The sequence below is a fragment of the Streptococcus sp. HMSC072C09 genome (assembly GCF_001813105.1).
GTDB lineage: Bacteria > Bacillota > Bacilli > Lactobacillales > Streptococcaceae > Streptococcus.
In genome coordinates, this window is sequence record NZ_KV811485.1 from 249,633 (window position 1) to 270,947 (window position 21,315).

Sequence of the window (21,315 nt, forward strand, 5' to 3'; positions counted from 1 at the left end):
CTAGAAATGTAAAAGCGACCCAGGTCCGGGGGACATTTTTAACGGTCGCCTAGAAATGAAGAAGCGACCTAGGTCCAGTGGACATTTTTAACGGTCGCCAAGAAATGAAAAAGCGACCTATGTCCGTGGGACCTTTTTAACCCGAGCTAAGCAATTCTATCGAGAGTAACATAACAAAAAAAGGAAGTGTCATATGGCATATACAACTGAGCAAATTGAAGAAATTAAAAATAAAATCTTAAATGCTTTGGAAGAGGTAATCGATCCTGAGCTTGGGATTGACATTGTTAATTTAGGTCTTGTTTACGAGATCCATTTTGATGGTGAAACTGGAGCGACCATTATTGATATGACGCTAACGACCATGGGATGTCCATTAGCGGATCTTCTGACAGATCAGATTCATGATGTTTTAGCAGAAGTAGAAGAAGTGACATCGGTGGATGTGAAGTTGGTCTGGTATCCTGCTTGGACGGTTGAAAAAATGAGCCGCTATGCACGGATTGCACTTGGAATTAGTTAAACATTCTATTCATCAAAACAAATCAGAGGTTGGGGGCTTCCCTAACCTCTGATTTGTTTACATCTGTATTTTTGAACAACCATTTTCAAATTCTTAGCAAATTTTCAGATAAAGTTGCAATCATCAAGAGGACAAGGTATAATAGCATAAATAGAAAATAAAGGAGATTTACATGAATCAGTATCCTTTGGTCTACTTGGACCATGTGACAAAGAATTATGGGCATGAAGTTGCTCTCATGGATGTTAGTTTGAACATCCAACCTGGCCGTATTATTGGCCTTTTGGGGCCTAATGGTAGCGGGAAAACAACCATCATTAAATTGATTAATGGTTTGTTGCAACCAAGCCTTGGAAATATCTATATTCATGGGCAATTACCATCCCCAGCTTCTAAAAAAGTTGTTTCCTATTTGCCGGATACGACTTATCTGAGTGAAAATATAAAAATTAGTGATGCTATTAGCTATTTCCAAGATTTTTATTCAGATTTTAATGTCCAACGAGCTTACCAATTGCTCAACGATTTGCATTTGCATCCAAATCAAAAATTGAATAGCCTTTCAAAAGGGAACAAGGAAAAAGTACAATTGATTTTGGTGATGAGTCGTGAAGCTGACTTGTATGTCCTTGATGAACCAATCGGTGGGGTCGACCCAGCAGCGCGTGATTATATTTTGCGGACCATTATTCAAAATCGACGTCCAAACTCTTCTGTCTTGATTTCTACTCACTTGATTGCGGATATTGAGCAAGTTTTGGATGAAGCGATTTTCATCAACCAAGGAAGAATCCTCTTGCATGAAAATACGACTGTTTTGCGCAATCAACACGGAAAATCAATCGATGAGATCTTCCGTGATCAATTCCGTGTTTATTAGGAGGACCCCATGTTTGGTAAATTATTAAAATATGAATTTAAATCGACAGCTAAGTGGTATTTATTGATCACCCTGATCGCACTAGGTTTGTCAGTGATTACAGGTGTTATTGGTGGAAGTGCTACAAACGGTTTTGTGGATATGGAAACCAATAGTATGCAAATCATAACTGGGACTCTTGGGATTCTCATTTTTGGAGGAGTCATTGGTCTTTATCTTAGTAACTACTATATTATTATTCGTCGTTTCTATTCCAACTTATACGGACGTGAAGGTTACTTGACCTGGACCCTTCCAGCTAGCCCTCATGCGATCATTTTGTCTAAATTTGTGGGAGCTTTAGTAGCGAGTCTTTACTGCCTATTCCTTCTATTTTTTAGTGGTTTTATCACAATTATTGTGATGGGCGCTGTCATTGGACAAGACCTCTCTCCTGTATTTAGTATTATCGCTGAGGCTTTTAGTCATTCTATTGCTTATTGGATTATCATCTGGTGGATTTTTACCACAGCTTCAGGAATCTTACTATTTTATGTATCAATCGCACTTGGCCAACTGTTCCAAAATCGTCGTGGATTGAAGGCTATTCTGTTTTTCTTTCTCTTGTGTATTGTGTTAAGTATCATAGGTACAGCAGTCAATCCATTAAAAGATTCATATGCTGTCGGATATGCATTGGTTTATGGAAATATTGATGATTTTGGACCAAACTTCATCCCAGGTCTCATTTATGAAGTTATTAAGATTGTTTCTATGTACTTCACCATTCACTACATCAGCAAGTACAAGTTGAATCTTCAATAATAACAGCAAATTGAGCAAGGAGCTTCCCAGTGGAAGCCTTCTTGTTCAATTTTTTTCTTTTGCATTTTTAGCTACATTTTGATATACTAATTGTATTCGTTTTGGGGTCGTTACGGATTCGACAGGCATTATGAGGTATATTTTGCAACTCATCTAGCGGATGTAAAACGCCAGTTAAATATAACTGCAAAAAATAATAATTCTTACGCTTTAGCTGCCTAAACACCAGCAGGCGTGACCCGATTCGAATCGCTCGTGTTTGATGACAGGTCTTTATTTTAGCGAGATACGATCTAGCTTGGTCTAGGAGTTAGATAAGAGATTGATAGACTCGCAGGTACAGGGCTTGAGTTATGTGTCATGTAGCTGTTAAAAGAAGACATAACCTATGGTTGTAGACAAATATGCTGGCAGGTGTTTGGACGTGGGTTCGACTCCCACCGGCTCCATCTATAGTTTCTAAAGCTTTCTAAAACTTTCTAAAACGTTGTAAAAACAACGTTTTTTGTTTTATACTTTCTATTACTTTTTGAACCTTTTTGAAACTAACAGACCCAAAAACAGACCCTTTTTTATCCAAAGGGTCTGTTTTTTGTTATTTGTTTAAAAATCAATATAGTTTGCGAATTTCTCACCAATGTCATCTTTAGCCTCTTTGGTGATGTGAGTATAGATGTTCATGGTTGTTTTTAAATCTGAGTGACCAAGTCTATACTGGACCTGTTTGAGTGTCATTCCAGCTTCAAAGCATAAGCTGGCATGTGTATGTCGGAATCCGTGGATCCTAATCGGACGCACATCCGAATCTTTGACAATTTGTTGTAGCCATTTCCGTGGTAGTGTTCCTGGTATTGGTTTTCCAAATTCATTCTCAAAGATAAAAGTAGTAGTAGGATTCATTTCTCTCCACTCTGTGAGCAGTTCACTTGTCTTTTCGTCCAAGCTGATCAATCGGTTGCTACTTTTGTTTTTTGTAGGACCGACAGATTCCCCATCAAATCCTCTCGTAATGGCTTTGTTTATGTTCAGAGTGTTATTGGTCCAGTCTTCCCATTTGAGGGCTAAAACCTCCCCTTTTCGAGCCCCTGTGAAGGCTAGAAGACGAAAGAAGACTTTCTTTCTCAGTTCATCTGTTTGGTCTACTAATTCAAGGAAGGATTTCAGTTCCTTCTTATCGTAAAAATCGCTATCTGTATCTGCTTGCTTCCTGACAAGCGTTGTTACACTCTCAACCGGATTGTTTGAGATATAGCCATGTCGGATAGCGTACTTACATATGTTATTCATCAAGCCTTTCATTTTACGTCCATAAACAAGTTTTTTGGACCAGTCATTGACTTGTTCCTGAAGTTGCAGAGGAGTGAGAGTAGAAATCTTCTGATCTCCTAAAGTCGGATAGATATGATTTTTAATATTCCTTTCGGTCTTGATGTAGGTGCTATCCTGTACTGTGTCAGCATATTCCTTGAGCCATTTTTCAGCGACTTCCTCGACAGTGATTTCCTCGACAGTGATTTCCTCGCTATTTTCAAGGTCAGTTTGAAGTTGGAGAAGTGCTGCTCTTGCTTTAGCTTTTGTCTGAAACCCCTGACGCTTCACATACTTGTCTTTTCCATTTTCTTTACCGACATAGATCCTAAACTTATAAGCTGTATCGCCATTTTTCTTTTTGTAAGACTTTATTTCCATTGCGTTTCACCTCATTTCTTGATAAAATGGGTATAGTAAAGAGGGCTTTTTAATGCCATTCTTTCTATACAGCACATCCTCACATTTTAGCTTGCAGGCGATTGTGGGGATTTTTGTTATTTCTTGTTAATTAATCATCAAGCAATCTTATGAAATCATTTTCTGTCATGATTTCAATATCATGGCCTTTTTCAAGCAATGATTGTGCTTTCTTCATTTTACTACTTAGACCGTCTACACCTACCACACGCCAATCTTGTTCACCGACAACTAGAATATTTGTATGATTAGTTACACCTTTTTCTGGGACTCCACCAACAAGTGCTACCGCTTTATTGGCTTCTTTTCTGGTCATTCTCTCTAGTTTTCCAGTAAAACAAAAGTACAATCCGTAGAAATAGTGGTCTGGGTCCATTGCTTCTTTTTCCTCTTCTGTAGGAGTATAGATGAGGTTATCTTTGTACTTAGCGTCTTTTTTTCTCTTAAAACCACGCTGGCCAAGTAGACCTGTCTTGTCATAACGATACTCTTTTAAAAAGTCATTGAGATCAGAAAAAGAGTTGGCTGATAATAGGTGATCTAGAATTAAACCACTAGCTTTTGCATCAGACAAAGCATTATGATGGTCTAATTGAATATTCAATGCTTTCGAAAGATTTTTTAACTTATAATTTAATTGTCCTGGCATAGCAACTTTTGCAAGTCTATACGAACAAATATATTTTATATCGTCATAATCCAACTGATATTTATTGTAAACATCATTCAAAGCCCCCATATCAAACTGTGCAAAGTGGGCTACAACTATATCAGAACCAATAAAATCAACAATCGCCTTTCTCACCTCTGGGAATGTAGGTGAATCACGAACATCTTCAGGTGTAATGCCATGGATGAAAATATTGAAATCATCAAATTCTTCTTCTGGATTGATTAAAGTATAAAAAGTATCAATAATATTCCCATCTTGAAATTTTACCAAACCGATTGAACAGATACTTCCTCTAAAATCATTAGCAGTTTCAATATCTAAAGCAACGTATGAGCAAGACATATGAGTCTCCTTTTATTCGACTAATGCTAAGTATTCCTCTTGAACCATAATTTCATTTGTTATAGTTCTCAGATTATAGTAAGACATAAATTTTAGGTAATCAAACTCTCTAGGGTCTTCTAGGTTATCTAGTGCATCTTTTACAAGATGATGAATCATATTCCTATCAGCTTCATTTTCACATCGTAGGCGAGCGTTCTGGTACTCTGAACGTGTGTGGTCCTTGTGTCCCAGTTCATGTAATAGTACCTTAACTCTCTCTTTTTTGTTGAGTTTACTAGATAGGAAAGCTGTATTAGTTTCTTGTTCATAAAATCCGAGTTCATCCGGCATTAAATCTCCATCAAAATCGATAATACGAACTTGATAATGGCTTATAATTTCTTTTTCGGTCACTAATCAGTACCTCTAATCGCCAGCTTCTTTTAGATAACCTTCAATAATGGACTGTATGATTTTCTTCTTTTCGTCTGTTAATTCTCGACCACCGAACATCATAACATTAGATGCCATTTCTTCAACATTGAGAGGCTTCCCTTGCCAGGTATACTCTTTTGAATCACCAGCAATAGTAGGATTATCCGTGCGACCAAGTAAATAGTCTGCGCTTACATTAAAGTAATCAGCTATTTCTTTTAAAACTTTTGAACTCGGATTGCTTCTTTTTAATCGATACAAAGTGTTAGTTCCATAACCAAGTTTTTCTTCCAAAATATTTATAGAAATCCCCTGTTTATCAGCTAATTCCTTTATTTTATCGAATGCTACGAACATTTTTTTAGAACCTTTCTAAGCAAACGAAAAAAAATTTTAAAATATTTGTAGAAAATAGTTGACATATTTAGTCAAATGTTTTAAAATAATAATCGTAAGCTAAAGAGTTAGCGAATAAGACAACTAAAAAATAAAGCCTAGTAAACTGATTGGCGTCTGTTTTATATAGGTAAACCTTACTTTTAGTAGGTCTTTTCTCTATGTTTTCATTTTAAAACATTTGACTAGAGTTGTCAATAAATTCGCTAACTTTTTAGATAAATTTTTAAAAAGGAGGTCAGGAATGAGCCAACAACATCAAAAATGGATTCAATTGGTCAAAGAAAAATTGAGTTCAGAAGGAATGACACAGACGCATCTCGCTCGTGCTTGCGGAGTGAAGAAACCTACTATTTCAGAACTACTGAAATATGGGAAGGGCAGTGACAGACTCAAAAACCGAGTCTGTGATGTCTTAGGTATCGACGAGACTTGGGTCGATTTAGGAGAGTAGGAGGAACGAACAACATGACAATATATGTTGATAAAGATGGTAAAGATTCAGTAGCCCTCGATAGATTAGTTAAACTAACAATGAATCTATCAAATGGAAATGTAATCCAAATCAGTAACCCTAAAGAACGAATAGATGAATTATTAAAATTCATCAAGGATCCTAAAAGTGTTTTTTTGCATATAGGTCCGACAATGATCAATACTAACCAAATAGTATCTACGGAATGTTCTGACGGTTTTTATGCAATGAGAGGCCGCCTTGATAATCGTTAGTTAACTCAAAGGAGAAACATGAACGAAATTACTTTATCAAATAATCTATCTCAGATAGAACTTGAAATCAGCCATCACAAGCATATAGCCGGCCAGTCCATTTGGGAAATCGGCAGACGATTGAACCATGTGAAGGAAAATAATCTTACACATGGAGAATTCGGAGGATGGCTTGATAAAATCGGTATCCATTACCGGGAAGCAAACAGAATGATGACAGTTGCCAAACAGCTACCAAATGTGACAACGTTGTCAGATTTAGGATCATCAGCACTCTATCTCATAGCAACTCTTCCAGACGAAGAGAAAGAGGAGCAGATCCAACGTATCGAAGATGGCGACAATCCGACGGTACGGGAACTTCAGGAAATCAAGAAGAAGCTCAACCTCAGCAAACTAGCAAACAAGCGTCTACAAGCTGAAAACGAGCGAATCAAATCTTCCAAGACCGAAGTCAAGGAAACCATCAAGGAAGTCGTACCAGACGATTACAAGGCCACACAGGACCTTAACAGGCAATTGCTGGAAAAGAATAAGGAACTCTCTAAAACCGTGAAAGCCATGGAAGAACGCTCCGAATTTATCGAAAAGCAACTTGCTGACACACTGGCTCAGCGTGAAGAGGTCGATAAGAAATCTGCACAGTATGATGAATTGACACGAGCGATTGAAGAATCGCAAGGGCAACTCAACAGCGTACAGAAGCAAATCTCAGCTTACAAGAATATCACAAGCCTACTTCAAAAAGGAAATGACTTTTTAGCAAGCATGGGTGGTCTTATCTATGCAGATGAGGAAAAAGTCCTCAAAGCTGATGGAATCATCCGAAATGAATTTGACAGTTTTATCAGCCGAGGGCTTCGTTTTTTCAACGACCTGAACGATATCCGCAAAGAAAGCAACATTTTAGAAGGAGAATTTGAATAATGAATGAAGTGACAATTCAACCTACCGAGTTAGTGGTAGAAGACGCAATGATCCATGCGCTCCAGGAATTAAAAAAGCTGAAAGAAGGCCAGTCCATCTTATCAGCTGATGTTGATTATCTGAAGAATGAGCAACCGGTCAACCCTTCGGTCTGTCTAGCATTGGAAAAAATGCGTAAGAAAAAAGTCGTGGCATTGCTAGGTGGTAAAGACAGCCAGGCCTACCGTGACCGACATTTTGCACAATCTGTATTTTCACAGGCTGCTAAAGACTTCAAGGACTATTTCCGAATCCCTCGCTATGACTTATTGAAGCGTAAGGACGAGGAAAAAGCTTTCGACTACTGGGATAGTTGGGAGCCATCAGCAAATACCAAGCTAGAAATCAAAGCCCGCAACGGTCAGATGAGTTTGGTGGGGTGAGGAGAAATAAATGAAAATGAAATTAAAAAAAGAACTTGTTAAAAAACAAGTCCTTAGCTCAAAAGATGGGAAAATTTCTGTAAAACTTAGTGATTCGATTATTCACTTTCAAAAGTAATTACAAGTTTACCATCAACAGTATTGGAAACTGGTTTTCTATTAGACCAAACTTCATGGTCTTCACTTTTAACTAATAGAACTAAACCATTTTCATGCACAGACAATAAATCAATAAATTTCTCATTATCTACTGTTGTAGCGAATTTCAAAACAGGTTTAGATGATGGATCAACACTATCTGCATCTGAAGTTGAAAAACGATATGACAAGAAACTCACTTCATTAGGCAACATTCCATTAATGTAATTCATAGATTCCCTCCTTTCATAAAAATTGACAGACGATTTTCATAAGGAGTAAGAGGTCTTATTTAATCGTTTTTTGTCAGTAGTAAGTTAACACAATAATATAGAAAGGTCATCGGTCTTGAGATGGATTTTGAAGATGAAATTATAAAGTTATCTGACTTGCTAATTGAACAATCAGAAACTTATAGTGAAGCTTTGATTAAGTTACAAAAGCTCACAAAAGATATAGCTCATGAAGTAATTTTAAGAGCTATAGAACAAAAGAAAAATAAAGAATAGAAAGGATTAAAAAAATGGTCCTAGAACTATTTGGAACTGAATTTAAAGATAAACTCTTTGAAGAGCTGGTTTCAATCAACATCAAAGCTATGGAAGAAGCTAAGCGTAGATCAAGCAGAAATATTACATGGGTGCCGATCAAACAGCTACAGGAAGCGACCGGATGGGGTAGAACTAAACTAGAAGAATGGAGAGACCAAGGGAAATTTCAATTTCAACAGTCCGGAAAGGGCGGGAAGTATCTCTACAATTTGGAAGATGTTCAGCGATTCTGTCGAAGCTTGCAAAAATAAAAAAAGCACCTTGAGAAAGGCACTTTGAAAGAACTATAACTTAATTATAACATAGGAATTATTTTTAGAAAAGAATATTGGAGGAATTAACATGTTAGCAGAAATTTTAGTCGGAGTATTAATCATCGTGGTCCTATTCCAAATGATCATCATCAGTTCAATCAGCGAGCGATGCAAAGAATCAAAACGAGAATTGAAGAAGATGATTGCTGAACAGCAACGTATTCAAGAAGCACGAGAAGCAATGCGTTTTGGATATCGTAGATAGGAGCTAGTTATGGCAGAAAATAACACAATCCTGCCTCACGATCTCCTTGCTGAACAAGCAGTAATCGGATCAGTATTTGTCGATCCAGATAAGATCCTCATTGCTTCTGAATACCTCACAAAAGAAAGTTTTTACAAACTATCACATGGCATCGTCTTTGAAATCATGGAAGGTCTTGCAGACAAGGGCGAACCAATTGACCCCGTATCAGTTAAATCAGCGCTTGACTCGATAGGCGAATTTGATCGAATCGGTGGGATGGCATTTTTAGCAAGTCTCATCAATGCTGTACCAACCAGTGCTCACATTGAGCATTATGCCAAGGTTGTAGCCAAAAAAGCGAAAGCACGAAAGGTTATTGAAGATCTCAATCAAACGATAGCTAACGTATATGATGGTCAATCAGATCTAAATGACATACTTGTCCAGACTGAACAAGCTTTGTCAAACATAGCAAATGACAAGCAGACTGGCTTCCGTCCAATTATTGATGTCATTGATTCCACGCAGTCAATTATTGACGAGCGCTCACAACGTGTTGGTGATGTAACAGGAACACCAACAGGTTTTACAGATTTTGACAATATCACGACTGGACTACACACAGACAATCTAATTATTCTTGCAGCACGGCCAGCGATGGGAAAAACAGCTTTTGCCCTTAATATCGCACAAAATGTGGCAATAAGAGCTGGAAAGCCAGTAGCAATCTTTTCTCTTGAAATGGGAGCAGAAAGCCTTGTAGAGCGTATGCTGTCAGCCGAAGGCTTGATTCCATCGTACCACGTTAGAACAGGTAATCTCTCTGAAAGTGAATGGCGCAGGATGATCCTGGCACAGGAGCAACTTGCAAAAGGAAAAATCTATATTGACGACACAGCAGGAATTCAAATCGCTGAGATTCGATCCAGAGCCAAGCGATTATCTCAAGAAACTGGCGGTCTTGGATTGATTGTAATTGACTATCTTCAGCTAATTACTGGTAGAGGTCGAGAAAATCGACAGCAGGAAGTTTCTGAAATTTCAAGGCAGTTAAAAATATTAGCCAAGGAATTGAAAGTTCCAGTAATTGCATTAAGTCAACTTTCTCGTGGAGTTGAACAACGAAACGACAAAAGACCCGTTCTATCAGATTTGAGAGAGTCAGGATCGATTGAGCAAGATGCTGACATAGTAGCATTTCTCTATCGAGAAGCTTATTACAATCGTGAAGAGCAGGAAGAACCTGATAATGTTACAGAATTGATCCTTGAAAAAAATAGACATGGCAGTTTAGGAACAGTCAAACTATTCTTTCACAAGGAATATGCGAAATTTTCAAATAAGGAGGCCTGATGAATGGTAACTGAGAATCGTAGATATTACTGGTTACAACTAAAAGACGACTTCTTTAATTCCAAAGAAATGAAGCTCATGAGAAAGCTTCCTGGGGGAGAAGAAATCACAATCATCTACCTAAAAATGATGCTGGCAAGTCTAGCAGAGCAAGGGAAGTTATATTTCGAGGGTCTAGCAGAAGATCTAGCTGAAGAACTTTCTCTATTGATAGACGAAGATCCAGAAGCAATCAGATTGACACTGATGTTTTTAACAAAAAAGAAATTATTGACTACATCAGACAATTATCAGTTTAATCTTGAACAAGTTCCAGAAATGGTAGGGAGTGAAACAGCAAGTACCCGTAGGTCTCGCAAGCATCGAGAGAATCAAAAAGCGTTGCAATGCAACACCACTGCAACAAAAGGCAACGGAGATATAGATATAGATATAGATATAGATATAGATAAGGAGCAAAAGCTCCAATCAGATGTATATGAAGAAATCATCAAATATCTAAATGAGAAAACAGGTTCTCACTTTAAACCTACTAGTAAATCAACTCAAAGACTAATCAATGGTCGTTTAAGCGAGAATTACTCAATAGATGATTTTAAACATGTTATTGACGTAAAAACTCTTGAGTGGAAGAATGACTCCAAAATGTCCAAGTATTTAACTCCAGATACATTGTTTAATGCAAGTAAGTTTGAAAAATACTTAAATCAGAAGATGCCTTCGAGTGCATCAACTCAACAGCAAGACGAAAGGTTAGGGTTTTAATGCATCAGGATTATGAAGTAGGTTCAACTAGTGAACCAAAAATATGTAATAAGCACGGATCCAAGATGATCACTGCAAAAGTCATGATTGATGGATCCCAGAAATCGCTTGACATTTGTCCAGAATGCGAAAAAGAAGAAATCAATAAATTTCAGGAACACTTAAAGCAAGAAGCAGCTATACAGTCCATTCTAGCGAATACATACAAAGTATTTTATCGTGAGAGCATCTATTCCAAGGAGTTGGAAGATAAAACACTTGATAATTACGATGCTGGAAATAAGCGGTGTGAACAAGCTTTGAACTTCTCAAAAAGTATGTTGCGAGATTATCTGAAGTACGAAACAGGAAATGTGATCTTAAGCGGTCCTCCAGGAGTTGGCAAAAGCCATTTATCCATTGGAATAGCTAAAGCATTAAATGAAAAATTTAAAGAATGCAAGCAACCAAAGAGTGTGCTATTCATTTCGACTTCTGCGCTCTTTTCAAAAATTGAAGAAAGTTTCAATAATCGAGGAGACTTCACAGAAAGTTATGCTGTAAATCTACTGAGCAACGTTGATTTTCTTTTCTTTGACGATTTAGGGAAAGAGAGCAGTATGAGTGGGAACCTCAAAGAAGCAAATGAGTGGAGACAACGAGTACTGTTTAAAATCTTGGACAATCGTCAAACAACATTTTTTAATACAAACTTATCGAGTAACGATATTAAAACAATTTACAACAAGGCCCTTGCTGACCGGATCTTCAAGGGCGCAAGCAAACATATTTTTAAATTTCCAGAAACTATGGAAAGTCGGAGGTATTAACGAATGGAAAACAACAAACTAAAAGAGCTAATTTCAAAAGTTCAAAAATGGTTCTATGATCGCAACTTACACACGCAAGAACCAAATAAGCAATTTCTAAAACTCTATGAAGAAATTGGTGAGCTATCAAGAGGCATCGCTGAAAAAGATGAAGAAGTAGCTAAAGACAGTATTGGTGACATCACTGTTGTATTGATTGGCTTAACTCTTCAACTAGGAATTAACACAAAAGAAATTTTCCCGGAACAAGAAAAATTTATTTTATCAGAAGCTGCAAAGACAGAAGATTACTTTGTATTAATGATGGATCAAGCTTTGGCATCATATTTCAACCGGCAAGGCTATCAGCTTAAAAGTGTAGTACATGAGTTGATGCGAATCTCTCAAATGCTCAACTATGATTTTGTGGAGTGCTTAAATAAAGCCTATGAAGAAATCAAGGACCGCAAAGGGAAATTGGTTGACGGAATTTGGATCAAGGAGGAACGGTTGAAATGAAAGAACGGTCATTTGAACAGATTTTAGAAGAGATGAATGATTCAGTGAACAAGCCAAATCACTATTGTGGTGAATATGGTCTGGAATCCATTGATGTCATCCGGAACTTTGCAGGAAATTTGAAAGGAGTCCAAGGCTTCTACTGGGGAAATACTATCAAGTATCTATGTAGATTCCAGAAGAAGAACGGGCTTGAAGATTTGGATAAGGCTAAGAAATATCTTGAGTGGCTTATTGAAGATTTGAAGCGTGAGGATCTTGAAAAGACAGCGATTGTCAAACAGGAGTGATAGTTATGAGATATTATACGAAAAATCAAATGGATCACTTTCGTCAACAACTGCAATTGTTGATTTTAGGGAAGGGTCTCACTCGCAAAGAACTCTCTAGAAATCTTTATCGTGGTGAACAGACGATACAAGAGTGGATCACGAAAGACGACATCAATCCCAACCATATCCAAGAATTGTGTGAGTATTTCGGTATTGAGGAAAAAACATTGATGGGCGATCCGGAAGAACTTGCTGATTACAAGCTATATGATCGTGATAAGTATATCTGTACAGGGACTTTAAAAGAATTAAGCAGAATTACTGGAAAAGATAGTGCATTACTCAAATATTACATCCACTTAAACGAACAGGGACGAAATGCAGGACATCTAAAACTAGAAAGGGTAAAAGAAGATGAAACGTAAAATCGATTGGCTAATCATTAACTTGGTATTGCTGGCAGGAGTTACATTGGTAATTGCCATCAATCTCAACTCCAGATTGCTTGAACAAAAAAAAACAATTAAGGATATGCAGTGGACCATTCAAGAGCATGAATTAAGTATTCAACGTTTTGCTGAACAAAACACTGCACAAGAGGTAATCCTAAACAAATTAAATCGGGAGTACCAAGCGCAGGAACGAAAGAAAGCAGAAGCAGTTAAAGAAGCCGCTGAAATGAATAATGTTGGAGGATAATAATGATCAACAATGTGACCCTTATTGGTCGGTTAACAAGAGATGCAGAACTACGATACACACCAAGCAATATCGCAACAGCTCAATTCAATGTCGCATGCAATCGAAATTTCAAAAATGCAAATGGTGAATATGATGCAGACTTCATCAACTGCGTGATGTGGAGAGAGCAAGCAGAAAGATTTTGTAATTGGACCAAGAAAGGAATGCTGGTCGGAATTACGGGAAGAATCCAGACTCGAAGCTACGAAGGCAATGACGGTAAGCGAGTATATGTTACTGAAGTTGTTGCAGAGAATTTCCAAGTTTTGGAAAAGCGTGACAACACTGCCAACCAGAACAGCATGACTGAACAGATGCCACCTAACTATGCAAATCCGATGGACATTGAAGACAGTGATTTGCCATTCTAAAAACAAAAGGAGAAAAACAATGAAAACTAACAAATTAACATTTTTGACAGTCGCTACTATCGCTACAGCTATATTTGGAATTAAGGGAGTAAATGCCGATGAGTTTGACCCAGGAAACATTACAGAAAATACAACAATTACAGTCGGAGCTGAAAACGCTCGATCTGAAAAAGAAGGGACTATTCCTTCAGAAGTACGAACTGAACACGAAGATTCTCAAAGTGGAGAAGGCGATCCAACGGACACAGAAGCAACTAGAGGAGGAGATGGACTTCCGACAAATTTTGAAAAGAGCGGGAATGTGATCGAAGTCAAGAACCCAAAAGTGGTGATCGAACAACCAGAAGGAAATGGCAGATACACTCCGTTCAAAGTCAAGTATGAAGATGTAAAAATCCCAGATGATATTTCAGTGAATGAAGGTGACAAGGTGACCTTTGATTTACCAGAAGAAGTGAAGTTTCAGACCTCTTACGAGTTTGACGTGCATAACCCAGAAAAAGCAGTGGTGGGTAAAGCTACAGCAGATGCAACTACTAACAAAGTAACTACTGTATTTAATGACTACTTCAAGAACCATCCTCTAAACAAGAGCATGAACCTTGAACTAGATGCAAGTTGGGCAGATAAAGTTGTGTCGGGCAAGCCAGTAACAGCCAATTTTAATGGTACTGTAGTGACAGTTAATGTTGGTAATGAGGGAGTTATTGGCAAGGATGAATTGATTGCTAAATGGGGAGAACAAGACAAAGAAGATCCTACTGTAATTAATTGGACGGCCCGTGTGAACTATGCCAAACGTGTGTTAAACTATGTGACCATCATTGATGAAATGAGCAATAATCAAAAGCTAGTTGATAATTACTTTGAAATCAAGAATATTGAGAGTTTGAATCCTTGGGTTGACAAAGGATCAGCAATGGATCTTGTAAAATCTATCAGCAAGTCAGATCATGGTTTTGAGATCAAAATGGATCGTTTGTATCACATGATCTATCTGTATTACAAGACTAAACTTGTAAATGCAGTCAAAGACTCAACTAATCCAACTAACAAGATCGAACTGAAAGCTGAAAATGATGGTGCCGTTTCATACCAAAAGATCCAGCTTGTTGGTGGTAAAGGTGATGCAAGTGGTGAGAATAAACCTGTATGGGAAATTCCAAACGAAGCTCCAAAATATGAAAAACCATCAATCGATTTGAATGATATTCCTATTATGCCCCCTGCTCCGGTATTAGAAAAACCAGAGTGGAAAGGCGGTACAACACCGTTTGACGCACCACAGCTTGATAAGCCAGAGTGGAAAGGCGGGGTGACACCTCCGGACGCTCCTGTTTTGGATAAGCCAGAACTAGTGATCGATATTCCAGATCCAAAACGCGACGAACCAAAACCACAGCCGAAAGAAGACAAGCCAAACACACCAGCGCCAAAAACAAACGAAGATCCGAAAGTAGAAGAAGTGAAGATCGTAAAATCGCGTGAAAAATCAAGCGAAAACCACGCGAAAAACGAATCTGAAGAAATAGTCGAAGCGTACAGCGCACCAGCAGTCTTGCCTGCAACTGGATCAGATCTTGGATTGTCACTTGTGGCACTTGGTATCTCAATGGCTACTCTGGCATTCACTTTGAAGAAAAAGAAAAACTAATGTGAGGGGGATATTCCCCCTTGATTTTGAAAAAAGGAGTTAAAGAATGAATAAGCAAGAATTTATTGAACGGATGAAATCCTTGAAAAATATTTTTGGTAATAAATCTGAATACATCAAAATAGACGCAGTAATAGAACTCGCTTCTGAACTAGACGAACCGCAGAAGCCGGTAGTACCGCAGTTTGTAGCTGATTGGATTGAGGAAGGAAAAAAACATTGTAAAGATGTGTCTGATTTATTCGATTTTGATTTTACAAATGAAGACGTCGGTAACTGGTTTTTGCAAGAAAAGCCGTTTGACTTAGTCGCCCGTGCTTGGCTTGATGGCTACACAGTTGAGAAAGAGAAGCCTGCACTGATGAATGACATTATGGCTCCGATATTGAATTATAAAAATAAAATAATCGATACTGAACAGCAAAATATTGTTAATAGTTTCATAGGAGGTGCAAGATGATTCCAAAGTTTAGAGCGTGGTCTACGGATAAAAAGATTATGGCAGAAGTCAGAACACTACGATTTACCGATGAATTAGTAGAGACAGACAAGTTTGTTGAGCGAAGCATCGAGGGAGTCAAACTCATGCAATCAACAGGTTTGCTTGATAAGAATGGCAAGGAGATTTTTGAAGGAGATATACTGAAAGTCGCTAATAATGATTCGAGTTGGTTTGAAGTTGTTAAATACGATCACGATAAGGCTATGTTTATTTCCAAGGAAGTAAATTTGAAGTATGAAGTGCCTGAAACCCCTCTGTACGACTTATTCAGTCCATACCTCTTCAAAGTCGAAGTCATTGGGAATATTTGGGAGGACGGTGATTTAATTGACGGTAAAAAGGCAAATGAAAATTAATTTTGGAGGTAACAGAGTGAGACCAAACAGATTTCCTTACACAAAGAACCAATGGGAAGAAGAAATAACACTGGTATATTTTGGCATTAACACTAGTTTAAAATTGAGAGCAGAAAGAAATAGAATTACAAAGGAGACAAGACATGTCATTAAATAAAGCGAGAAAACGATTGATTAGGAAATATCATAAATTATATAACAGCCATCCGATAGGTTTGAAATTTAGTGCAGATGGTGGCAAGACATTTGTTGCACTGGGGAATGTTGTTGAAGATTACATTCCAGATTCTAGTGTCATTAACTCTGGAAATATTAACGCAAGTAAATTGTCGAATAGTGGGTTTGGCTTTAAAACTTTTGAAATAACTATTGGACAGGATATTTCAAAAGAAGAATTTAATAAATTGAAAGGTGTACTTTGGTAGCGAGATGGATCTACAAAACTTTATCTATTTATTATTCGCATTGGTCTGGATCTCTGGCTTGATCTGGGCTAGTGTGATCGCTTTTAAAAACAGAAAGGAGAAATGATGAGTTTGGATAATGTACATATACCAATGCGAGCGAACAGAATTCTATCTATTGCCCAAATAAATGGCAAGCTAGAGATAGCTATACTTGGGGAAAAGTTTTTTGTAACCGATTCATATTGGAGCGATCCTAAACACTTAGCAAAGTATACAGAGAAAGAATTCCATGATAGATCCGAGGCACTTGCTTACCGTGAAAGTTTAGGATTGAATGGAATTATAGAAGTATACTGCAGGGAGGTTAGTAAATGAATTTAAGAAGCAGGTATGGGTATTTAATACTAGCTTTGAAGCAGTATCCGTTTGAAAAAGAAATTAAGGAACGTATCGAAGAAATTGAAGTACCTTGGAAACCAACCGATCCAAATACAGGGATCAAGAGTAATAAGGTAATGACACCGAAAGCGCTGGCCGATATCATCAAGAAAGAATCGGATCCAGAACTGCATCGTCTCGAACTACTTCGAGAAGCAATCAGCACTATCAAAATTTTGACACCCGAAAAACAATGGGCAGCAATCAAAGAAGTATACATTGATGGAACTCTAACTGTGGAGGGAGCATCAATCAAATACTTACATTGCAGTAAATCTCTTGCCTACAAGGAAGTGATTGAGCCATTCTTTAGCGGGCTAGAAAAGAAAATCTATGAACTATCTGTGAACACTAAGATTAATATTAATTTGGAAAAAAGTTAAAAATACAGTCGAAAGTGTGGAAAAAATTTAAAAATAAGGTGGTAAAATTATATCATCGGGTAAAACCGAAGAGAGGTCTCCTTATAGAAAATTGGTTGAGGATTAGCTTAATTTGGACAAGAGCACTGGATTTTTAATCCAGGGACACAGGTTCGAATCCTGTATTCTCAATAAGTGTAAGTCAGCAATGCTGGCTTTTTATTTTACCTTGGAAGGAGGTGAGTCGATGAACATTGTGGACCCAATCAGGGATAAGGATGATATCCAAGCTATGAAGGAATATCTACGAGAATGGAATGAGCGGAACTACTTGCTCTTTTTATTTGGAATCAATTCCGGATTACGAGTGGGCGACATTCTTCGAATACGAGTAAAGGATGTGCAAGGTTGGTATATCAAAATCAAAGAGCAGAAGACTGGAAAAAGGAAACAGCTCAAGATGACAAAGACTTTGAAAAAAGAAGTCAGAGAGTACATCAAAGATATGCCACTGCATCATTATCTGTTTCAAAGTCGCATCGGAAAAAACAAACCACTGGACAGGCGGACAGTCGATTGGATATTGAAGACCGCAGCTATCGAGTGTGGGATTGAAAACATTGGCACCCACTCGATGAGAAAAACATTTGGCTATCATTACTACAAAAAGACTAAAGACGTGGCAATGCTCATGGATCTATTTAATCATTCATCTCCTGCAATTACGCTGAGGTACATTGGGATTAGACAAGATCAACGAGATAAAGCCATGTCTAATTTTGATTTATAGTTACCAATTAGACACAACGAGTAAAACGCTAATTAGTTTTATTAGTTACCTGCTATTCATTTATTTCACTGGCTTTTTAATGCCGGGGCGAATCAGACAGAATATAAGATATGTCTAATTCAAGAGAGAAAAACAACATAGTTTTCAGAAATAATATAATGAATTTCAGAAATAGATAATTGAAAGTATGAAATGTTACAGAGGATTTAAGAATTGAAAGTAGATGTTTCGACAAGAGAAAGTCGCAGAGAGTTTTATCTTTCAAGATCATGGAGACAACTGAGACTCGAAGCAATGAGTCGAGATCATTTTGAATGTGTCTGGTGTCGAGATCAGGGAAAGGTAACGACAGATAACCTCGAAGTCGATCACATCAAAGAGCTAGAATATTATCCAGAGTTTGCTCTAGATATCGACAACCTTCGTACTTTGTGCAAGGAGTGTCACAATAAGCGACATCATCGCTTTCAATTTCGCAAATCATCCAAGTTGCAAAATAAAAATTTTCGTTCTGACGAATGGTGGGGATGAAAATTTAAAATTTTGAAAAATTCAAAGACCCCCCGGTCGAAAAAAATCGGAAAAAATCGATCTCTGGGAACCGGTGGGAGGGGTCGATTGTCCAAATGCAAAGCACTATTTTTTAAGGGGGAGGGGGCTCATGGAAGAATACTCAGAAAAAAATATAAAAGAATTGGAAAATCAGTTACTTTCCAAAATCGACAATTTCAGCGCACGAAAGAAAGATGCGATTCAGTACGAGAAAGTTCATCGCTATCTCTACCTGGTCCGTCTACTGTATGAGTTGAAAGAACGGCTCAAACAAGATGGATTGGTCATCACCGTCCATAACGGTCAGCAAAGATTTCAAAAAGCGAACTCGTTGATCAAAGAAATCAATACAACCAGCAATCAGCTACTAGCTATTGAGCGATCATTTGACTTTGAGGTTGAAAATTCACCAGTCGAGAAGAAACCACCATCAGACGGAAGTGATCTATTGTGATTTCTCATCCTCTGATTGATGAATACATTGAACTTGCTGAATCTGGAAAAATCAAAGTCAACAAAGAGCGCTCACTGCTATTCAAAATCATCAAAGAAAAGATATATCCAAGGGATGATCTTTATTTTCACAATGAATTGATTGAAAAATATATTCAGTTCACTGAAAAGAATTTCTTTCCACTTGCTAAATATCAAAAATTCTTGACACCGTTCATCTTTCTTTTCAGGAAAGAAGATGGCGAACCTCAATTTGATGAATTTCTTCTTACTTTGGCCCGTGGGGGTGGTAAGAATGGTTTCATGTCTAGTCGAGATGCATTCTTTATCAGCCCACTATATCCAATTCGAGATTATGACGTGACGATCACAGCCAATTCGGAGAAACAGGGGAAAGTATCTTTTGAGGAGGTTTATGAAACTGTTCAGCGAAGAGGATTGGAAGATCATTTTTATTTAACAAAAATGTCTATTACAGGCCGAGGGAACAACTCGGTCTTTTCTTATCGGACTAACAATCCAAAGACAATGGACTCAGCCCGTGATGGTTGCCTTGAATTTGACGAAATTCACCAATTTGAAAATGACTCTGCTGTTAAGATCCAACGATCAGGACTTGGTAAGATTGCTCACGCTCGCACCTTTTATAACGGTACCAATGGACATGTCCGTGAAGGGTTTTACGATAAGATGATCGAAAAATCAATGAAAATCTTGAATGGAGAACTTGAGGAGTTCCGCTTATTTCCGTTCATCTGCAAACTAGACGATCCGGAAGAAGTGGATGATATGAGCAACTGGGCAAAAGCGAATCCTATGCTGGACGAAACAACTCCTTATGCCAAGCGTCTGCTGGCCAGAACGAAAGCTGACTATGATGATTTGGAATTGGAACCGTCAGGCAGACAAGAGTTTATGACAAAACGGATGAATCTACCAGAAGCAGACATCGAAAAAGATGTGACCACTCGTGAAAAGTTAATGGCTGCATTGAGAAGCCCTGGGATAGATCTATCAGGAAGATCTTGTGTCGCTGGTTTCGACTACGCAAGCATCAGAGACTTTGCAAGTGTGGGACTACTCTTTAAAAACGGTGATGAATTTATCTGGAAGCAACACAGTTTTGCAAGAAAACAATTTTTGGATATGTTTAAGATCAAGGCTCCAATCCGTGAATGGCAGGAGCAAGGGTTCTTTACTATCGTAGACGGTCCAAGTATAGATCCAAGATTACTTGTTGATAAATTGATTCAGTGGCGCAAGCTGTACAATATCGAAATTGTCTGCGCAGACGGATTTCGAATGGATCTGCTGAAACCATTGCTGGAAGAAGCTGATTTCGAATATGAATTTTTACGAAATCCAGGAGCGATACAGTCAAAGGTAGCTCCAATTATTGAGGACGGATTTGCGAACGAAAGATTCATTTTTGAAAACGACAAATCAATGCTCTGGTATACCGATAATACCTTTGTCAAAGAAGACAAGGACGGAAACAAGAGATTTTTGAAAAAGGAACCGTTGAGACGAAAGACTGACGGTTTCCATGCCTTTATTGCTGCTCTCTATAAGAGAGAAATCATTCAAGAAAGTACTGTTGGAGACTTTCTTGATGTGATCGAAGATTGGGAATTTTAGAAAGGACAACAAAATGAACAAACGTATTAAGAAGAAACAAATGCTCGAACGAAAGATCCATGAGTTCGAATGTGAGTTGGTTGTATTAAGTGCGGAAAACATGCACTTATTAAATAAAGTTGGTGACCTCAAATCCGAATTGAATACTTTGAATCAAGCTTTAAAACGGCATGAAGAGATTTGTGCCAAAAATGTTGAACAAACAAATAAAGAGTTTGGGTCAATCAAGAAAGAATTAAAACGCTCTAAGAAACCTTTCTTTAAGCGATAAGGGAAAATCCCGGGTGGGTGGTAGGCATAAAATCTTAGAAAGGAGGAGGTGC

34 protein-coding genes, 1 tRNA gene and 1 other RNA gene are annotated in these 21,315 nt (G+C 37.8%); 31 read left to right on the forward strand and 5 right to left on the reverse strand.

Features of this window, described 5'->3' with window-relative positions; translation table 11 throughout:
- Positions 1-193 precede the first annotated feature (193 nt).
- The 4 genes from HMPREF2893_RS01265 (at position 194) to ssrA (ending at position 2,659) form a co-directional block, all read left to right on the forward strand.
- Positions 194-523, forward strand: a complete 330-nt coding sequence (locus HMPREF2893_RS01265) for a metal-sulfur cluster assembly factor (RefSeq protein WP_004220168.1) — start codon at positions 194-196, stop codon at positions 521-523.
- A gap of 172 nt (positions 524-695) precedes the next feature.
- A complete protein-coding gene (locus HMPREF2893_RS01270) occupies positions 696-1,403 on the forward strand; it encodes an ABC transporter ATP-binding protein (protein ID WP_021152925.1) in 708 nt (235 codons plus the stop codon).
- Between the two features lie 9 nt (positions 1,404-1,412).
- Entirely contained in the window at positions 1,413-2,207 is a 795-nt protein-coding gene (locus tag HMPREF2893_RS01275) for a hypothetical protein (protein WP_070673853.1), read from the forward strand.
- A gap of 103 nt (positions 2,208-2,310) precedes the next feature.
- Positions 2,311-2,659, forward strand: a transfer-messenger RNA (tmRNA) gene (gene ssrA, locus HMPREF2893_RS01280).
- Between the two features lie 151 nt (positions 2,660-2,810).
- Here the strand turns inward: ssrA and HMPREF2893_RS01285 are convergent.
- The 4 genes from HMPREF2893_RS01285 to HMPREF2893_RS01300 form a co-directional block, all read right to left on the reverse strand.
- On the reverse strand, positions 2,811-3,896 hold the full coding sequence (locus HMPREF2893_RS01285; protein WP_070673854.1) for a tyrosine-type recombinase/integrase: 1,086 nt from the start codon (positions 3,894-3,896) through the stop codon (positions 2,811-2,813).
- Positions 3,897-4,026: 130 nt separating this feature from the next.
- Entirely contained in the window at positions 4,027-4,950 is a 924-nt protein-coding gene (locus HMPREF2893_RS01290; protein WP_070673855.1) for an exonuclease domain-containing protein, read from the reverse strand.
- Between the two features lie 12 nt (positions 4,951-4,962).
- Positions 4,963-5,346 carry an ImmA/IrrE family metallo-endopeptidase gene (locus HMPREF2893_RS01295; protein WP_070673856.1) on the reverse strand — a complete coding sequence of 128 codons (384 nt, stop codon included), beginning with the start codon at positions 5,344-5,346 and terminating at the stop codon, positions 4,963-4,965.
- Positions 5,347-5,358: 12 nt separating this feature from the next.
- On the reverse strand, positions 5,359-5,724 hold the full coding sequence (locus HMPREF2893_RS01300; protein WP_070673857.1) for a helix-turn-helix domain-containing protein: 366 nt from the start codon (positions 5,722-5,724) through the stop codon (positions 5,359-5,361).
- Positions 5,725-6,007: 283 nt separating this feature from the next.
- Here HMPREF2893_RS01300 and HMPREF2893_RS01305 point away from each other — a divergent pair, with 283 nt between their 5' ends.
- The 4 genes from HMPREF2893_RS01305 to HMPREF2893_RS01320 are packed head-to-tail and all read left to right on the forward strand — an operon-like array spanning position 6,008 to position 7,841.
- Entirely contained in the window at positions 6,008-6,217 is a 210-nt protein-coding gene (locus HMPREF2893_RS01305) for a helix-turn-helix domain-containing protein (protein ID WP_048688859.1), read from the forward strand.
- A gap of 14 nt (positions 6,218-6,231) precedes the next feature.
- Positions 6,232-6,492 carry a hypothetical protein gene (locus HMPREF2893_RS01310; RefSeq protein ID WP_070673858.1) on the forward strand — a complete coding sequence of 87 codons (261 nt, stop codon included), beginning with the start codon at positions 6,232-6,234 and terminating at the stop codon, positions 6,490-6,492.
- Positions 6,493-6,510: 18 nt separating this feature from the next.
- Complete coding sequence (locus HMPREF2893_RS01315) at positions 6,511-7,419, forward strand: DUF3102 domain-containing protein (RefSeq protein WP_070673859.1); 909 nt, start codon at positions 6,511-6,513, stop codon at positions 7,417-7,419.
- Entirely contained in the window at positions 7,419-7,841 is a 423-nt protein-coding gene (locus HMPREF2893_RS01320) for an ORF6C domain-containing protein (protein ID WP_070659773.1), read from the forward strand. The genes HMPREF2893_RS01315 and HMPREF2893_RS01320 overlap by 1 nt, the downstream gene beginning before the upstream one ends.
- Before the next feature lie 98 nt (positions 7,842-7,939).
- On the opposite strand, the gene HMPREF2893_RS01325 is transcribed toward HMPREF2893_RS01320, so the two are convergent.
- Complete coding sequence (locus HMPREF2893_RS01325; RefSeq protein WP_070673860.1) at positions 7,940-8,212, reverse strand: hypothetical protein; 273 nt, start codon at positions 8,210-8,212, stop codon at positions 7,940-7,942.
- Between the two features lie 120 nt (positions 8,213-8,332).
- Between HMPREF2893_RS01325 and HMPREF2893_RS11050 the strand changes: the two genes are divergently transcribed.
- The 23 genes from HMPREF2893_RS11050 (at position 8,333) to HMPREF2893_RS01430 (ending at position 21,263) form a co-directional block, all read left to right on the forward strand.
- Positions 8,333-8,488, forward strand: a complete 156-nt coding sequence (locus tag HMPREF2893_RS11050) for a hypothetical protein (protein WP_160312932.1) — start codon at positions 8,333-8,335, stop codon at positions 8,486-8,488.
- Between the two features lie 14 nt (positions 8,489-8,502).
- Entirely contained in the window at positions 8,503-8,781 is a 279-nt protein-coding gene (locus HMPREF2893_RS01330; protein WP_049472199.1) for a hypothetical protein, read from the forward strand.
- 91 nt (positions 8,782-8,872) lie between these two features.
- Entirely contained in the window at positions 8,873-9,049 is a 177-nt protein-coding gene (locus HMPREF2893_RS11055; RefSeq protein WP_157915963.1) for a hypothetical protein, read from the forward strand.
- A gap of 9 nt (positions 9,050-9,058) precedes the next feature.
- Positions 9,059-10,384: a replicative DNA helicase gene (dnaB, locus tag HMPREF2893_RS01335; RefSeq protein ID WP_049472200.1), complete on the forward strand. Its 1,326-nt coding sequence runs from the start codon at positions 9,059-9,061 to the stop codon at positions 10,382-10,384.
- Between the two features lie 3 nt (positions 10,385-10,387).
- Positions 10,388-11,149, forward strand: a complete 762-nt coding sequence (locus HMPREF2893_RS01340; RefSeq protein ID WP_070673861.1) for a conserved phage C-terminal domain-containing protein — start codon at positions 10,388-10,390, stop codon at positions 11,147-11,149.
- On the forward strand, positions 11,149-11,958 hold the full coding sequence (locus HMPREF2893_RS01345; protein WP_070673862.1) for an ATP-binding protein: 810 nt from the start codon (positions 11,149-11,151) through the stop codon (positions 11,956-11,958). Before HMPREF2893_RS01340 ends, HMPREF2893_RS01345 begins: the two co-directional genes overlap by 1 nt.
- Before the next feature lie 3 nt (positions 11,959-11,961).
- Positions 11,962-12,456 carry a MazG-like family protein gene (locus tag HMPREF2893_RS01350; RefSeq protein ID WP_070673863.1) on the forward strand — a complete coding sequence of 165 codons (495 nt, stop codon included), beginning with the start codon at positions 11,962-11,964 and terminating at the stop codon, positions 12,454-12,456.
- Positions 12,453-12,746 (forward strand): DUF3310 domain-containing protein, encoded by a 294-nt coding sequence (locus tag HMPREF2893_RS01355; RefSeq protein ID WP_070673864.1) that lies wholly within the window; start codon positions 12,453-12,455, stop codon positions 12,744-12,746. Before HMPREF2893_RS01350 ends, HMPREF2893_RS01355 begins: the two co-directional genes overlap by 4 nt.
- Positions 12,747-12,751: 5 nt before the next feature.
- A complete protein-coding gene (locus HMPREF2893_RS01360; RefSeq protein ID WP_070673865.1) occupies positions 12,752-13,153 on the forward strand; it encodes a hypothetical protein in 402 nt (133 codons plus the stop codon).
- The gene (locus HMPREF2893_RS01365) at positions 13,143-13,427 is read left to right on the forward strand and encodes a hypothetical protein (protein ID WP_070673866.1); all 285 of its coding nucleotides are present in this window, start codon (positions 13,143-13,145) and stop codon (positions 13,425-13,427) included. The genes HMPREF2893_RS01360 and HMPREF2893_RS01365 overlap by 11 nt, the downstream gene beginning before the upstream one ends.
- A gap of 2 nt (positions 13,428-13,429) precedes the next feature.
- Entirely contained in the window at positions 13,430-13,840 is a 411-nt protein-coding gene (ssb, locus tag HMPREF2893_RS01370) for a single-stranded DNA-binding protein (RefSeq protein WP_070673867.1), read from the forward strand.
- A 19-nt stretch (positions 13,841-13,859) separates the two neighbouring features.
- Positions 13,860-15,494, forward strand: a complete 1,635-nt coding sequence (locus HMPREF2893_RS01375; RefSeq protein ID WP_070673868.1) for an SIALI-17 repeat-containing surface protein — start codon at positions 13,860-13,862, stop codon at positions 15,492-15,494.
- A gap of 46 nt (positions 15,495-15,540) precedes the next feature.
- The gene (locus HMPREF2893_RS01380) at positions 15,541-15,954 is read left to right on the forward strand and encodes a DUF1642 domain-containing protein (protein ID WP_070673869.1); all 414 of its coding nucleotides are present in this window, start codon (positions 15,541-15,543) and stop codon (positions 15,952-15,954) included.
- Positions 15,951-16,352: a YopX family protein gene (locus tag HMPREF2893_RS01385; protein ID WP_070588615.1), complete on the forward strand. Its 402-nt coding sequence runs from the start codon at positions 15,951-15,953 to the stop codon at positions 16,350-16,352. Before HMPREF2893_RS01380 ends, HMPREF2893_RS01385 begins: the two co-directional genes overlap by 4 nt.
- 143 nt (positions 16,353-16,495) lie before the next feature.
- Complete coding sequence (locus HMPREF2893_RS01390; RefSeq protein ID WP_070673870.1) at positions 16,496-16,777, forward strand: hypothetical protein; 282 nt, start codon at positions 16,496-16,498, stop codon at positions 16,775-16,777.
- A gap of 102 nt (positions 16,778-16,879) precedes the next feature.
- Positions 16,880-17,134, forward strand: coding sequence for a hypothetical protein (locus HMPREF2893_RS01395; RefSeq protein WP_148131902.1), 255 nt, complete (start codon positions 16,880-16,882; stop codon positions 17,132-17,134).
- Positions 17,131-17,580, forward strand: coding sequence for a hypothetical protein (locus HMPREF2893_RS01400; RefSeq protein ID WP_049506695.1), 450 nt, complete (start codon positions 17,131-17,133; stop codon positions 17,578-17,580). The genes HMPREF2893_RS01395 and HMPREF2893_RS01400 overlap by 4 nt, the downstream gene beginning before the upstream one ends.
- Positions 17,581-17,676: 96 nt before the next feature.
- A tRNA-Lys gene (locus HMPREF2893_RS01405) sits at positions 17,677-17,751 on the forward strand.
- 55 nt (positions 17,752-17,806) lie between these two features.
- Entirely contained in the window at positions 17,807-18,349 is a 543-nt protein-coding gene (locus HMPREF2893_RS01410; RefSeq protein WP_009732616.1) for a site-specific integrase, read from the forward strand.
- A gap of 213 nt (positions 18,350-18,562) precedes the next feature.
- A complete protein-coding gene (locus tag HMPREF2893_RS01415) occupies positions 18,563-18,880 on the forward strand; it encodes an HNH endonuclease (RefSeq protein ID WP_049496599.1) in 318 nt (105 codons plus the stop codon).
- Between the two features lie 130 nt (positions 18,881-19,010).
- Entirely contained in the window at positions 19,011-19,355 is a 345-nt protein-coding gene (locus HMPREF2893_RS01420) for a hypothetical protein (protein WP_070673872.1), read from the forward strand.
- A complete protein-coding gene (locus HMPREF2893_RS01425) occupies positions 19,352-20,992 on the forward strand; it encodes a terminase TerL endonuclease subunit (protein WP_070673873.1) in 1,641 nt (546 codons plus the stop codon). Before HMPREF2893_RS01420 ends, HMPREF2893_RS01425 begins: the two co-directional genes overlap by 4 nt.
- 13 nt (positions 20,993-21,005) lie before the next feature.
- The gene (locus tag HMPREF2893_RS01430; protein ID WP_070673874.1) at positions 21,006-21,263 is read left to right on the forward strand and encodes a hypothetical protein; all 258 of its coding nucleotides are present in this window, start codon (positions 21,006-21,008) and stop codon (positions 21,261-21,263) included.
- Positions 21,264-21,315 lie beyond the last annotated feature (52 nt).